This is a genomic window from Streptomyces justiciae, from assembly GCF_015163075.1.
GTDB lineage: Bacteria > Actinomycetota > Actinomycetes > Streptomycetales > Streptomycetaceae > Streptomyces > Streptomyces justiciae.
In genome coordinates, this window is record NZ_JADDXU010000007.1 from 160,189 (window position 1) to 174,263 (window position 14,075).

The 14,075-nt window shown below is 72.4% G+C and carries 15 protein-coding genes; 13 read left to right on the forward strand and 2 right to left on the reverse strand.

The features are described from left to right. The first annotated feature begins 333 nt into the window (after nt 1–333). From IQ210_RS20950 to IQ210_RS20980, 7 genes are all read left to right on the forward strand, one after another. Nucleotides 334–912: a carbonic anhydrase gene (locus IQ210_RS20950; protein WP_194080592.1), complete on the forward strand. Its 579-nt coding sequence runs from the start codon at nt 334–336 to the stop codon at nt 910–912. 5 nt (nt 913–917) lie between these two features. Then, nucleotides 918–2,375 carry a SulP family inorganic anion transporter gene (locus tag IQ210_RS20955; RefSeq protein ID WP_194080593.1) on the forward strand — a complete coding sequence of 486 codons (1,458 nt, stop codon included), beginning with the start codon at nt 918–920 and terminating at the stop codon, nt 2,373–2,375. A gap of 87 nt (nt 2,376–2,462) precedes the next feature. Beyond that, nucleotides 2,463–3,251 (forward strand): slipin family protein, encoded by a 789-nt coding sequence (locus IQ210_RS20960; RefSeq protein ID WP_194080594.1) that lies wholly within the window; start codon nt 2,463–2,465, stop codon nt 3,249–3,251. A 91-nt stretch (nt 3,252–3,342) separates the two neighbouring features. After that, nucleotides 3,343–4,713 (forward strand): PhoX family protein, encoded by a 1,371-nt coding sequence (locus IQ210_RS20965; protein WP_194080595.1) that lies wholly within the window; start codon nt 3,343–3,345, stop codon nt 4,711–4,713. A gap of 111 nt (nt 4,714–4,824) precedes the next feature. Further along, nucleotides 4,825–5,703: a PPK2 family polyphosphate kinase gene (locus tag IQ210_RS20970; RefSeq protein WP_194080596.1), complete on the forward strand. Its 879-nt coding sequence runs from the start codon at nt 4,825–4,827 to the stop codon at nt 5,701–5,703. A gap of 71 nt (nt 5,704–5,774) precedes the next feature. Continuing rightward, a complete protein-coding gene (locus IQ210_RS20975) occupies nt 5,775–6,617 on the forward strand; it encodes a polysaccharide deacetylase family protein (RefSeq protein ID WP_194080597.1) in 843 nt (280 codons plus the stop codon). Nucleotides 6,618–6,626: 9 nt separating this feature from the next. After that, a complete protein-coding gene (locus IQ210_RS20980) occupies nt 6,627–6,806 on the forward strand; it encodes a hypothetical protein (RefSeq protein WP_079312584.1) in 180 nt (59 codons plus the stop codon). Here IQ210_RS20980 and IQ210_RS20985 read toward each other — a convergent pair. Then, nucleotides 6,798–7,469 carry an ABC transporter gene (locus IQ210_RS20985; protein WP_194080598.1) on the reverse strand — a complete coding sequence of 224 codons (672 nt, stop codon included), beginning with the start codon at nt 7,467–7,469 and terminating at the stop codon, nt 6,798–6,800. The two genes, IQ210_RS20980 and IQ210_RS20985, sit on opposite strands and share 9 nt — an antisense overlap. After that, complete coding sequence (locus tag IQ210_RS20990; protein WP_194080599.1) at nt 7,466–8,335, reverse strand: ABC transporter ATP-binding protein; 870 nt, start codon at nt 8,333–8,335, stop codon at nt 7,466–7,468. Before IQ210_RS20990 ends, IQ210_RS20985 begins: the two co-directional genes overlap by 4 nt. 30 nt (nt 8,336–8,365) lie before the next feature. On the opposite strand from IQ210_RS20990, the gene IQ210_RS20995 reads away from it, so the two are divergent. The 6 genes from IQ210_RS20995 to IQ210_RS21020 all read left to right on the forward strand — a co-directional run bounded on the left by IQ210_RS20995 (nt 8,366) and on the right by IQ210_RS21020 (nt 13,979). Beyond that, nucleotides 8,366–9,061 carry an aminoacyl-tRNA hydrolase gene (locus IQ210_RS20995; RefSeq protein WP_194080600.1) on the forward strand — a complete coding sequence of 232 codons (696 nt, stop codon included), beginning with the start codon at nt 8,366–8,368 and terminating at the stop codon, nt 9,059–9,061. Beyond that, the gene (locus tag IQ210_RS21000; protein ID WP_322656392.1) at nt 9,058–9,696 is read left to right on the forward strand and encodes a TetR/AcrR family transcriptional regulator; all 639 of its coding nucleotides are present in this window, start codon (nt 9,058–9,060) and stop codon (nt 9,694–9,696) included. Before IQ210_RS20995 ends, IQ210_RS21000 begins: the two co-directional genes overlap by 4 nt. A 100-nt stretch (nt 9,697–9,796) precedes the next feature. Further along, nucleotides 9,797–10,393 carry a TIGR03086 family metal-binding protein gene (locus tag IQ210_RS21005; protein ID WP_194080601.1) on the forward strand — a complete coding sequence of 199 codons (597 nt, stop codon included), beginning with the start codon at nt 9,797–9,799 and terminating at the stop codon, nt 10,391–10,393. Nucleotides 10,394–10,570: 177 nt separating this feature from the next. Continuing rightward, nucleotides 10,571–12,079: a DUF692 domain-containing protein gene (locus tag IQ210_RS21010; protein WP_194080602.1), complete on the forward strand. Its 1,509-nt coding sequence runs from the start codon at nt 10,571–10,573 to the stop codon at nt 12,077–12,079. Between the two features lie 224 nt (nt 12,080–12,303). Next, nucleotides 12,304–13,083, forward strand: a complete 780-nt coding sequence (locus IQ210_RS21015; protein WP_194080603.1) for a DUF4142 domain-containing protein — start codon at nt 12,304–12,306, stop codon at nt 13,081–13,083. 95 nt (nt 13,084–13,178) lie between these two features. Further along, on the forward strand, nt 13,179–13,979 hold the full coding sequence (locus IQ210_RS21020; RefSeq protein WP_194080604.1) for a TIGR04222 domain-containing membrane protein: 801 nt from the start codon (nt 13,179–13,181) through the stop codon (nt 13,977–13,979). Nucleotides 13,980–14,075 lie beyond the last annotated feature (96 nt).

Consider the following 14,075-nt stretch of genomic DNA (forward strand, 5'->3'; position numbering starts at 1 on the left):
GCCGTGAACTGCCGGAAGGGGGGCGCATGTATCGAGGTACGAAGGCACCGACCGTGTTCTCGCCTCGCACCGCCGCCCCGGTCACCCCTCGGCCGTTCGCTCGCACGGAACCGTTCGCAACCGCGCACACCATCCGTGATGTTCAACCCAAAGCTCAGCGCAGAGCTCTTTCCCAGGCTCGGCCCGTCTCTCTGCGGGCCCTCAGAGCCCAGGCAGCCCGTTCCCGGCGGCCCTTCAGGTCTTCCGCCGCCGTGATCACGGAACCGGCTGCCTGACCCCCCACTGTCATGTACGTCCGACGCGCCGCCGTGGCGCGCCAGGAGGAGTCACCACATGCAGCCCCTCATCGACAACGCCCGCCTGTTCGGACAGCGCCCTGAGGAGTTCGCCAAGCTCGCCGAAGGCCAATCCCCCCAGGTTCTGTTCATCACCTGCTCCGACTCCAGGGTCGTCCCGGCCCTGATCACGGGCGCCCGCCCCGGCGAGCTCTTCGAGCTGCGCACCGCGGGCAACATCGTCCCCCCGTACGCCTCCGAGCACCCCACCAGCGAGGCGGCCACCATCGAGTACGCCGTCGAAGTCCTCGGCGTGAGCGACATCGTGGTCTGCGGCCACTCCCACTGCGGAGCCGTCGGCGCGCTGGTGCGCGGCGACGACCTCGACGCCGTACCCGCCGTACGGGACTGGCTCACCCGCGCCGAGCCGCGCCCGGCCGGAGCGGCCGAGGACCCCGCGGTCGCCGAAGGCGTGCAGAGCCATGTCCTGGCCCAGGTCCTGCGCCTGCGCTCCTACCCCTTCATCGACAAGAAGCTGTCGGCCCGTCAACTCACCCTGCGGGCCTGGTACTACGAGGTCCACACCGGCGCCGTGCGCGAACACCGCGCGGACACCGACGCGTTCGAGGCGCTGTGACCGCCATGATGACCAAATACCCTCACCTGCGGCAGGACTTCGCCGCTTCCCTGGTCGTCTTCCTGGTCGCGCTGCCGCTGTGCGTCGGCGTGGCCGTCGCCTCCGGTGTCCCGGCCGAACTGGGCCTGGTCACCGGCATCGTGGGCGGCATCGTCACCGGCCTCATGCGCGGCAGCAGCCTCCAGGTCTCCGGACCGGCGGCCGGTCTGACCGTGCTGGTCTTCGAGGCGGTCCGCGAGTTCGGGCTGCCCGTCCTCGGGGTGATCGTGCTGGCCACCGGCGTGCTCCAGATCCTCATGGGCACCCTGAAGCTGGGCCGCTGGTTCCGGGCCATCTCCGTCTCCGTCGTCGAGGGCATGCTGGCCGGAATCGGCCTCGTGCTGATCGCCGGACAGCTGTACGCGATGGCCGACACCGAGGCCCCCGCCTCCGGCCTGGGCAAGATAGCCGGGCTGCCCGGCGCGCTCGCGGACGCCGTCACGGACAGCGGGGCGCTGGCCTCGCTCGGGCTCGGCGTCGGCACCATCGCCGTGCTGGTGCTGTGGAAGCGGATGCCGGCGGCGGTGCGTACCGTGCCCGGCCCGCTCGCCGCGGTCGGCCTGGCCACCCTCGCCGCCCTGCTGTTCTCCATGCCCGTCGCCACCGTCGAGGTGCAGGGGCTGCTGGGCTCCATCCAGCCGCCGTCCTTCACCGCCTTCGGTGAACTCGCGAACATCGGCGTGCTCGCCACGATCGTCGCGTTCACCCTCATCGCCTCCGCCGAGTCCCTGTTCAGCGCGGCGGCCGTGGACCGGCTGCACGACGGGCCGCGCACCGAGTACGACAAGGAACTCGTCGCCCAGGGCGCGGGCAACGCGCTCTGCGGTGTGCTCGGCGCGCTGCCGATGACCGCGGTGATCGTGCGCAGCGCGGCCAACGTGCAGGCGGGCGCACGGACCAAGGCCTCCCGCGTCATGCACGGCGTGTGGCTGCTGCTGTTCGCAGCGCTGCTGCCCGGCGTCCTCGCCTACATCCCGATCCCGGCCCTCGCGGGCATCCTGGTCTACTCCGGCGCCAAGCTGATCCCCGTACGCGAGATCGTCGGCCTGTGGCGCGAGCACCGCGGCGAGGCGCTGATCCTCATGGTCACGGCCGTGTCGATCGTCGCGGTCAGCATGTTCGAGGGCGTGCTCATCGGTCTCGCGCTGGCGGTCGCCAAGACCGCCTGGGAGGCCTCGCACCTCAAGCTGGAGGTCGTCGACAAGGGCGCCGGACCCGTCCAGGCGTACCTGTCGGGCAACGCGACCTTCCTGCGGCTGCCGAAGATCCTCGACAGCCTGGAGTCGCTGCCCCAGGACCGCCCGGTGGAGCTGGACCTCTCCGGCCTGCACCACCTCGACCACGCCTGCCGCACCGCCCTGGAGAACTGGGCGGAACGGCACAGCGCGGTCGGCACCGAACCGGTGAAGGTGACCGCCGCGTAGCCCCCCACCCGGTGCCTGGCCCCGTGCCAGGCACCGGGCATATCGTTGCAGGAGCAGACAATCAGGCCTCTCACCGAGGGGGTCGTCATGCTCCAGGAGCTGCTCACCGTGGCCGTGGCCGCCGGTTCCGCCGGGGTGGTCTACGTCGCCGCCGGGGCCCGGGTCGTCAAGCAGTACGAGCGCGGGGTGGTCTTCCGGCTCGGCCGACTGCTGCGCGACGTACGGGAGCCGGGGTTCACCATGGTGGTCCCGTTCGTGGACCGGATGCACAAGGTCAACCTGCAGATCGTCACGCTGCCGATCCCGGCCCAGGAGGGCATCACCCGGGACAACGTGACGGTGCGCGTGGACGCGGTCGTCTACTTCCGGGTGGTCGACGCGGCGAGCGCGCTCATCAAGGTCGAGGACTACAAGTTCGCGGTCTCCCAGATGGCGCAGACCTCCCTGCGCTCGATCATCGGCAAGAGCGAACTGGACGATCTGCTGTCCAACCGCGAGAAGCTCAACGAGGGCCTGGAGCTGATGATCGACAGCCCGGCCGTCGGCTGGGGTGTGCAGGTCGACCGCGTCGAGATCAAGGACGTGTCGCTGCCGGACGCGATGAAGCGCTCCATGGCCCGGCAGGCCGAGGCCGACCGGGAGCGCCGCGCCCGCATCATCAACGCCGACGCGGAACTCCAGGCGTCGAAGAAGCTCGCCGAGGCCGCGAAGGAGATGTCCGAGCAGCCCGCCGCGCTCCAGTTGCGGCTGCTCCAGACGGTGGTGGCGGTGGCCGCCGAGAAGAACTCCACGCTCGTGCTGCCCTTCCCGGTGGAGCTGCTGCGCTTCCTGGAGAAGGCCCAGGAGCACCCGACCGACAGAGGCCTCGACCGGTGACACGTGCTACGCGCGTGGTTCCCGCGGCCCGGCCCAGGTGATAGACACAGCGGCGTCACATCCTGTCCGCCAGCAGGAAGGTTGCTGCTCCATGTCCGCAACACGACGTCAGATCCTTGCCCGCTCCGGTGCCTTGGGGGCGGGCATCGCCTTCACCGGCGCCCTCTCCGAGCTGTTCGCCGGCACCGCCGTCGCGAGCCAGAACCTCGGTCACACGGGCTATGGTCCGCTCGTCCCCGACCCGGACGGCCTGCTCGATCTGCCGGAAGGTTTCCGCTACCGGGTCCTCTCCCGCGAGGGCGACCAGCTCCGCTCCGGCGAGGGCAAGGTGCCCTCCAACCACGACGGCATGTCGGCCTTCACCGGCAGACACGGCCGCACCCACCTGGTCCGCAACCACGAGAACCGCGTCACCGGCAAGGTCCCGGTCCCGACGATCGACGGCCTCACCTACGACCCGATGGGCAAGGGCGGCTGTACGGCGCTGACCCTGGACTCCCACAACAACGTCCTGTCGGAGCGCGTCGCCATCGCCGGCACGGCCGTCAACTGCGCGGGCGGACCCACCCCTTGGGGCACCTGGCTGACCTGCGAGGAGACCGAGGACAAGGCCGGCACCAACGGCTACACCAAGGACCACGGCTTCATCTTCGAGGTGGACGGGGCGGACCCGCGCCGCTCGGGCGCGGTGCCCCTGACGGCGATGGGCCGCTTCCAGCACGAGGCGATCGCCGTCGACCCCAAGCGCGGCATCGTCTACGAGACGGAGGACGCGTTCCTCAAGCCGTTCGGCCTGTTCTACCGCTTCCTGCCCGAGAAGCCGCTGGGCGGCCTCGGTTCCCTGCGCGCGGGCGGCCGGCTCCAGGCGATGCGCGTCCCCGGCGTACCCGACCTGTCCTCCATCCAGGAGACGGGTGCCTGCTTCGAGGGCATCGAGTGGGTCGACGTACCGGACCCGCTCGCCGCCCAGACCCCCATCCGTCTCCAGGACTTCGGCCCGAAGGGCATCACGCACGCGCAGAAGCTGGAGGGCTGCTACTGGGGCGGGAGCTGCGTCTACTTCGTGTCGTCCTTCGCCCACAGCGCGGAGGGCTCGGCCGCCGACCACTACGGGCAGATCTGGCGGTACGACCCCTCGGCCCGCCGTCTCACCCTGGTGATCGTGTTCGGCCCGGACACCGACGTCCAGCTCCCCGGCGAGTCCCCCGACAACATCTGCCTGGCTCCCAGCGGCGGCCTCATGGTCTGCGAGGACGGCAACGGGGCGCAGCACGTGTTCGGGGTGACCCGGCGGGGCGAGGTCTACGCGATGGCCCGCAACGCGCAGAACATCGGGACGGCGGAGGAGCCGGAGTGGGGTGAGTTCGCGGGCGTCACGTTCTCGCCGGACGGCCGGACCATGTTCGTGAACTGCTATACGCCGGGGACCACGTTCGCCGTGACGGGCCCCTGGCGGAGGTAGGGCGGCGGTCCGCGGGGGTGTTCCGGGACGCTTTTCCCCGGGCACCCCGGCTGGCGACCGCCTCCCGCCGGGCGCACGATCGAGGGACGACCGGACTGGAAGGGGCGCGCCGTGGCCAAGAAGGGGTCGAAGAAGGCCAAGAAGGAGCCCGGCCTCAGCGAGCTGCTCCGCGTGCCGGACGGCGGAAAGCGCGTCGACCTCGGCTCCTACGACGCCCGGGCGACCCCCGGCGGCCCCAAGGACAAGAAGGCCGCCCTGGCGGAGATCGAACAGATGGGCGAGCGCCTGGCCGAGCTCCAGGAACGCCTGTGGGCGGCGAGCACGGCGGGCGACCGGCGCCGCGTCCTGCTGGTCCTCCAGGGCATGGACACCAGCGGCAAGGGCGGCACGGTCAAGCACGTCATCGGCCTGCTGAACCCGTCCGGCTGCCGCATCAAGGCGTTCAAGGCCCCGACCCGCGAGGAGCTGAAGCACCCGTTCCTCTGGCGCATCCGCCAGGCCCTCCCCGCCCCCGGCGAGATCGGCATCTTCGACCGCTCGCACTACGAAGACGTCCTCATCGCCCGCGTCCGCGGCCTCGCCCCCCGCTCCGAACTCACCCGCCGCTACGCCCGCATCAACCGCTTCGAGACGTCCCTCACCCAGAACGACGTCACGATCGTCAAGTGCTTCCTGCACCTCTCCTACGACGAACAGCGCGCCCGCCTCCTCGAACGCCTCGACCGCCCGGACAAGCACTGGAAGTTCAACCCCGGCGACATCGACGAGCGCGAACTGTGGCCCGCCTACCAGGAGGCGTACGAGCTGGCCCTGCGCCGCTGCGCCACCCCGCGGGCCCCCTGGTACCTGATCCCCGCCGACCGCAAGTGGTACCGCAACTGGGCCGTCAGCCGCCTCCTCCTGGAGCACCTGGAGGCACTGGACCCGCGGTACCCGAAGGCGGATTTCGACGTCGAGGCCTGCCGGAAGAGGCTCCTGAAGGGCGTTTGACCGAGGGCTTTCGCGCGGCATGAAGTGCGGCGATCCGCGGTTCGCCCGATTCACCCCTTTATGTTCGTACGGTGATCATTCGAGTACGACAAGTCGCCGCCGTCTGTGCCCTCGGCGCCGCCCTCACCGCCTGCGCCGCCCCCCAGGCGCCCCGCACCAAGGCCGCCCACCCGGCCCCCTCCCCCGCCGCCCCCTCGCACCCCCCGACCCTCGCCCCCGGCCCGTCCGGTCTCACCCCCGTCTTCAAGCACGGCCCCCGCACCCCGGACAAGGCCGTCGCCCTCACCTTCGACGCCGACATGACCGCCGACCAAGGCTCGCGGGCAGCGGCGGGCGAGCACTTCGACAACCCGCGGCTCATCGCGACGCTGCGGGCGCTGAAGGTGCCGGCGACCGTGTTCATGACCGGTCGGTGGGCCGAGGAGTACCCGGTCGAGGCCCGGTCGATCGGGCGGGACCCGCTCTTCGAGGTCGCGAACCACTCGTACAGCCACTACGCCTTCACCGGCGACTGCTACGGGCTGCCGAGGGTGTCCGAGGACCGGATGCGGTCCGACGTCGAGCGCGCGTACACCGCCTTCCGTAAAGCGGGGGTGCCGGACGCGATGCCGTACTTCCGCTTCCCCGGCGGCTGCTACGACCGTACGGCGCTCAAGGCGCTCACCCCGGCCGGTGTCACGGCCGTGCAGTGGGACGTGGTGAGCGGGGACGCCTTCGCGACGGACGCGGACGCCGTGGCGTCGCAGGTCCTCGGAGGCGTCCGGCCCGGTTCCGTCGTCGTCATGCACTGCACGCGCAGTGCCGCACCGGCGACCGAGCGGGCGGTGCGGCGGATCGTGCCGGAGCTGCGGGCCCGGGGCTACCGGTTCGTGAAGGTCTCCCAGCTGATCGGCGCGAAGGGCGGACCGTCCTAGGCTGGATGCATGAGCGAGGACTACTGCACGATCCGCGAGGTCCCGAAGCCGCCGGTCGCCGAGGGGCCGCCGTACGCCGAGTGCGTGCTGTGCCGGAAGCCCACGGAGTACCCGGAGTCGTACAAGGGGATCACGCTGTGCCCTGTCTGCGAGTGGCAGGAGGCGCAGCGGACGGCCTGTTCAGGATGACCGGCGGGAGGTCAGCGCGCAGGCCACGGCGAGCGCCCCGGCCGTGACCACCGCAGCCCCCGCGAGGGGCAGCAGCGGCAGCGGCACCGTGCCCTTCTGCGAGCCGGTGACCAGGCCGCTGACCGCCGCGTGGGCCGGGGAGCCGGTCACCACCACCGACAGCAGGGCCGCGAGCAACATCGTGGGCACCGCCCGGCCCGGCGACCGCAGCAGCGGCCAGGTCGTCAGCGCCCCGACCGCCGTGCCGAGCAGGGCGCAGGCCAGCACCGCGAGCAGCCCGGACCCGCCGGCCGGGAACCTCGGCACCCGGATCTGGTGGTCGGAGCTCACCGGGTCGCTGATCAGCGTCACGAGCACGGTCGCGACCGTGCCCAGCATCGCCGCGCCCACCAGCGCCACGAGCAGCGCGGCGAGATGAGCGCGGGCGGGCCCGACCGCGGCGGAGACGCAGGCCCGGGCGGCGGGCGGCTCACCCGCGACACAGATCCGCACCAGCCAGGCGGCGACCGGCAGCAGCGCGGCGGCGGCATAACCGAGGGAGTCCAGGATCGGCTGCCCGCTCTGCACACCCACGCCGAGGAACACGGCGTACAGGATGACCGGCGGCAGCCAGCGCTGCGAGCGCACGAGCAGGGCGGCCTGATAGCGGAGCAGCGCGGTCATCGGCCGCCTTCCGGTGTCTCGTGGCGCACGCTCACCACGTGCCAGGGCGGGCGGGCCGTCAGCAGGGTGCGCAGCAGGACGTCCGAGTGGGACGCGGGGACGGTGAGCCGGTAGGCGCCGGGTTCCGGCTCCTCGGCGGTGGTGGCGGTGCGGTGCGCGTCCGCGGGCAGCCGCCCGCCCGCCGGGCCCTGCGCCTCGACGACGACATACGGGCCGGTGGCCGCCGGGTCGGAGGCCATGGGTGTCGTACGACGTTCGAGGCGTCCTTCGCCTACGGCGTACACGGCGTCGGTCGCGCCCGCGAGGCGCTGCGGATCGTGGTCGACGAACACCACCGCCCCGCCGGCCGCGGTGCGCTCGGCGACGGCCCGCTCCAGTTCGGCACGCGCGCCGGCGTCGAGGCCGGTCCACGCCTCGTCCAGGACGAGCAGTTCCGGTTCCGCGAGCAGGGCCTGGGCGACGGCGACCTTCTGGCTGCTGCCCTTGGAGAGCTGGGCCATGGGGGTGTGGGCGTAGGAGGATGCGCCGAACCGTTCCAGGGTGTCGGCTGCGGATCGCTGGGCGGAGGCGCGGGTGAGGCCGTGGATCGTGGCCAGGTGGGTGAGGTAACCGGCGGCCGTGAAGGGAAGGGCCGAGGGGAAGCGCTCGGGGACGTAGGCCGTGCGGAGGCGGCCCTTGACCTTGCCCTCGGAGGGGGCATCGAGGCGGGCGAGGATACGCAGGAGCGTGGATTTGCCGGTGCCGTTCTCTCCCTCTACGCGGGTCAGGGTGCCCGGGGCTATCAGCAGGTCGACGGCGCGTAAGACCCATGGGCCGCGCAGGCCGTAGCGGCGGCCCACGTTGTCCAGCTGTAGATCGCGTTCCATGGCCAAATGATGTCGCCTTAAGGTGGCCGGGTGAACGCCAGTCCCTTTACCCCCGAAGCCGATGTGCGCGACCAGGCCCCTCAGTTCGTGCTGCCTCTGGTCGTGCGCATCGAGCGTGCCGCTCCTCCCGCCCGTACCGATGCCCTGGAGACCGCCGCGCGTGCCGTTCTCCTGATCCTCAGTGATGAGCGGGCTCTCGGGGACGGGGAGTGGGCTCAGGTCATGCGGGACTGGCAGGACGCCCGGATTCGCAAGGTCGTGCGGCGGGCTCGCGGTGCCGAGTGGCGGAAGGCCGAGGCGTTGCCCGGGATCACCGTGACCGGGAAGTCGGCCGAGGTGCGGGTCTTTCCACCGGTGCCGCTCGACGGGTGGCCCAAGGAGCTGGCCAAGCTCCAGGTGTCCGGGACCGATCTCGACGACCCGGAGGCTCCTGGGGACGTCGATCCCGGGGTGCCGGTGCTGTGGATGAGCCCGGATCTCGACATGTCCGCCGGGAAGGCGATGGCGCAGGCGGGGCACGGTGCCCAACTCGCCTGGTGGGAACTGTCGGAGGAGCAGCGGACGGCCTGGCGGGACGCCGGTTTCCCGCTCGCCGTGCGCACGGCGGAGCCCGCGCGGTGGCGTGAACTCACGGCCGGCGGGCTGCCGTTGGTCCGGGACGCGGGGTTCACGGAGATCGCGCCCGGCTCCTGCACCGTCGTCGCCGATCATCCGGCGCTGCGGTGACCCGGCTCGACGGCCGGGTCGAACGGGGCAACCGCACCCGGCAGTCGGTGCTCCGCCGTACCGTCGAGATCGCCTCGGTGGAGGGCCTGGAGGCGCTGTCGGTGGGACGGCTCGCGACCGAGCTGGGGCTGAGCAAGAGCGGGGTGTTCGCGCTGTTCGGCTCCAAGCAGGAGTTGCAGCTGGCGACCGTACGGGAGGCCTCGCGGGTGTTCGCCGCGGAGGTCGTGGAGCCCGCCGCGACGGTGCCGGCCGGGGTGGGGCGGCTGTGGCGGCTGTGCGAGGCGTGGCTGGACTACTCGGAGCGGCGGGTCTTTCCCGGCGGCTGCTTCTTCTACGGCGTGCTGGCCGAGTTCGACGCCCGGGAAGGCGCCGTGCACGACGTGCTCGTCGAGGCCCAGCGGTACTGGACCGGGCACGTCGAGGAGCGGGTCGTGGAGGCGCGGGCGGCGGGTGAGCTGCGGGCGGACACGGACGCGGAGCAGCTGGCCTTCGAGCTGATCGCCCTGATGGAGTCGGCGAACGCCCTGTCCGTGCTGCACGGCGAGACGGCCGTGTACCGGAGGGCGCGGACGGGGATCGCGGGGCGGTTGCGGGCGGTGGCGGTGGACGCGGCGCTCGTTCCTCAAGTGGGGTGACAGGGGCGGTGGTTGCTCATGGGGCAGTCGTCGAAAACTAGTAGCACGACCGTTCGCTTACTTTTATGGTGAGGCCTGAACCGATCGCCGAGGAGGGCGCATGGACGTCGTGGGGCTCGACCGGATCGCCGTGCAGGAGGCCGTGCGCGTGGTGGGACTCGCGCGGGACGGGGACTGGGAGCGGGACAGCACCTGTGCCGGGTGGTCGTTGCGGCGGCTCGTGGCACACATGGCCGCGCAGCATCGCGGGTTCGCGGCGGCCGCGCGGGGCGTGGGCGCCGGCCTGGCGCACTGGAGGGAGCCGGCGGACATGGGCGCGCCCGCCGAGGTGCACCGGCTGGCCGCGGCGGACGTCCTCGACGCCTTCGCCGAACCGGGCGTCGAGGAGCGGGAGTTCACGCTCCCGGAGCTGGGGCGGAGCCTCCCGGGGCGGACGGCGATCGGCTTCCATCTCGTCGACTACGTCGTGCACGCGTGGGACGTGGCGGCGGCGCTCGGCGTACGCCTGGACCTCCCGGACGAGGTCCTCGTCGCGGGCCTGGCCGTCGCCCGGCGCGTCCCGGCGGACCCGGGCAGCCGCGGGGACGGGTTCCCGTTCGCGCCCGCGCTGAAGGTGCCGGACGGGGCCGGGGCCCTGGAGGAGACCCTGCGGCTGCTGGGGCGGGACCCGGCGCGCTGGCCCGCGGTCACCTCGTGAGGTCACCGGTCCCACGGCGGCCGGAACCTCAAATGTTGCTCTGAACACGCCCCGGAGGCGATTCGGCTCCGGGCGGCGGGGCCATACCCCCGTCACACAGGAACGGCACGGCGTCGGAGGAGACGACACGGCGGGCACCTGAGCAGGCCACTCGACGAGAAGACGGGGACGGGGACCATGGAGCGACTGGGCACGGGAATCGGCTGGCGGCCGGAGATCGCGGACGCCGTGGAACGCATGCCGGGCATCGACTGGGTCGAGGTCGTGGCCGAGAACACCTGTCCCGGCCATCTGCCGGAGTCGCTGCGACGGCTGCGCGAGCGCGGGGTGACCGTGGTCCCGCACGGTGTCTCGCTCGGCCTCGGCGGCGCCGACCGCCCGGACGAGAGCCGCCTGACCGCCCTCGCCGAGCGGGCCGAGGCGCTGGGCTCGCCCCTGGTCACCGAGCACATCGCGTTCGTCCGGGCGGGCGGGGTCCTGACGGCCTCCCCGCGCCTGGAGGCCGGCCATCTGCTGCCGGTCCCCCGCACCCGTGACGCCCTCGACGTGCTGTGCGAGAACGTCCGCATCGCGCAAGCCGCGCTGCCCGTGCCGCTCGCCGTGGAGAACATCGCCGCGCTGATCGCCTGGCCGGACGAGGAGATGACGGAGGGGCAGTTCCTGTACGAGCTGGCGGACCGCACGGGCGTACGACTCCTCATCGACGTCGCCAACCTCCACACCAACCACGTCAACCGCGGCGAGGACCCGGCCGCCGCCCTCGCCGACCTCCCCCTGGAGGCCATCGCCTACGTCCACGTGGCGGGCGGCTTCGAGCGGGACGGCGTCTGGCACGACAGCCACGCCCACCCGATCCCCCGCCCGGTCCTCGACATCCTCACCGACCTCGCCTCCCGGGTGTCACCGCCGGGGGTCCTCCTGGAACGCGACGAGAACTTCCCGGAACCGGCGGAGCTGGAGGGGGAGTTGGCGGCGATCCGGGGGGCGGTGGAGAAGGGGCGGGAGCAGGGGGGCGCACCGGGCACGACCGTCTCCCGCACGCGGGAGCAAGCGGCTGCGCCGACCGCGAGCGCCTCCCGCACCCGAGAGCAGGGAGCTGCGTCGGCCACGAAAGCATCCCGGGAGCAAGGGGCGGCGGCCACGAACGCCTCCCGCACCCGGGAGCACGGGGCCGCGTCGGCCACGAACGCCTCCCCCACCCGGGGCCAGGGTGCCGCGGCGGCCACGGACGCCTCCCGCGTCACCGCACCCGTCCCCGCCCCCGACACCACCCCCGCCCGCCAGCGGCTCGCTCTCGCGCAGGCCGCGCTGTTGTCCGCTCTCGTCGCCGGGACCCCCGTGCCCGAGGGGTTCGACCGGGTGCGGCTCGGGGTGCAGGCGCGGGCGCTGGCCGGGAAGCGGGCGGACGTCGTGGCGAAGGTCGCGCCCGAACTGCCGGTGATTCTCGGCACGGAGTACCGGCCCGCCTTCCTCGGCTATGCCCACGGGCACCCGATGACCGGCGGGTACCGCAGGGACGCGCTGGACTTCGCCGGGCATCTGCTCGGGGCGGGGACGGTGCGCGACGAGCGGGCGCTGGCCGAGCTGCGGGAGTGGTGGCTGGAGCGGTCGGGGTCACGGCCGCGCTCGCACCGGCCGGGCGTACGGCTGGCGCGGGCGACGCGGCGGGTGCTGCTGCGGCGATGAAGCGGAGTGTGCCCGGTTTAACACCGGTCTCGTTCGACCCCGCGAACGCGCCCGATTAGCATCGTTTTGCCACCATACACCCCCAACTCTCCCTCCCCCATTGACCCTTGGTGTCCTGGTTGCAACCCTTCGTCCCTGTACGGCAGTTGGCGTAGACCGCGCAGTAACATGCCGACAGCGCACTCGAAACGCACTAGCGTGCGGTGCCGCAAGCAGGAGGCACCATGCGACCCCGACCCCCCGTCAACGGCCGAGGCATCTTCAGTGGCACCGGGCTCATCATCACCGGCCTGGCGGCGACCCTGGCGGCCCTGATCTTCCCGATCTGGTCGTACGCCGACCGTTCCGGGACGGGGGTCGACGTGCTCAACGCCCAGACGGTGTCGACGAAGTACGGCCCGCTGTCCGCGCTCGACCGGGAGTTCGTCACCAAGGTGCGGCTGGCGGGACTGTGGGAGCTGCCGGCCGGGCAGCAGGCCCTCCAGAAGGGCACCACGCAGGCGGTACGCACGGCGGGGCAGCACCTCGTCGAAGGGCACACGTTCCTGGACGAGCGAGTGCGTGACGTGGCCTCACAGCTCGGCCTCGCACTCCCCAACGAGCCCAACGACCAGCAGAAGCAGTGGCTGGCCACCCTGAGCTCGGCCCAAGGGGTCGAGTACGACCGGCAGTTCGCCAACATCCTGCGGATCGCCCACGGCAAGGTCTTCTCGGTCGTCGCCCAGGTGCGGGCCACCACCCGCAACTCCCTGGTCCGTGCCCTCGCCGACGACGCGAACACCACCGTCCTCGACCACATCAAGATCCTGGAGGCCACCGGGTACGTCGACTGGGACGCCCTGGCCCAGGAGATGGCCTCGGGCAGCACGCCCCCGATCACCAACACCCCCGGCCCGCCCGGTCCGACGACCGACCCGACCCCGGCGGTCCCGGTCACCCCCTCGGCGTCCCCCACGTACTCACTGCCCCCACCCGCCACGAGCCCGCCGCCCAGCGAGTCCTGAGCGACCCCAAGGGGAACATCTCATACCGGCCACGCTCCGTCCGGATCGTGAACAAGGCATGGCGCCTTCGCGACCGGTTCGCATAGAACAGCGTCATGTTCTGGGTCCTTCTCCTCCTGCTGGCCTGGGCCGCCGCCGGTACCGCGTGTACCCGGTTGTGCCTGGCCGCCGTACGTGCTGCGGCCGTGGACACGGAAGAAGTGGCCGCGGGCCGTGGGCACGATCTGACGCTGTACGAAGCGGCGTTCCTGTCCGGCGGCCCCCGGCGGGTCGCCGACCTCACCATGGTCTCGATGGCGCGCCAGCGCCGACTGCTCCTCGCGCACACCGGCTGGGCGACGGTCGTCGACCCGCGCGGCCGGGACGAGATCGAGCGCTCCGTCATCGGGGCGATCGGTCCGGAGGGCCAGTCCCGCATCACCCCGGCACGGGACGCCGCGGCGACCGCGGCCCCGGTGCGCGGCCTCGCCGACCGGCTGGTGCGCGCGGGTCTCGCCGTGCCGGACGGGGCGCGTACGACGGTGGCGGCGGCCGTGCGCCAGGTGCAGCTCGCCGCGCTCGTCGTCCTCGCGCTGGGCGCGACCGCGCTGCTGACGCCCGCCCCGTCGGAGATGCCGCGCCAGCTGATCGCCCTCTGGTTCGCGCTGCCCCTCGCGCTCACCCTGAGCTGCCTCGCCATAGCCCGCGTCGAGGTCCACCCGTACTCGCGCTGGGCCTCCCCCGCAGGCCAGCGCCTGCTCGGCGCCCTGGCCCGGGGCACCGGGGGCGGCGACGACCGTACGTACCTGACGACCGTCGCCGTACGGGGTGTCCGGGCGGTCGGTGAACCGGAGCTGCGTGCGGCCTTCGCCGACCGCGAGCAGCCCTGGCGCGACGGGCACACCAGGGGCGCATAGGGGGCATTGGCGCCGACACCGGCCGGACGGTGCTTGCCTTCACCAACAACCGAACGAAACATCCCTTTTGTTGCTGCCGTGCACCGAAGGGATACC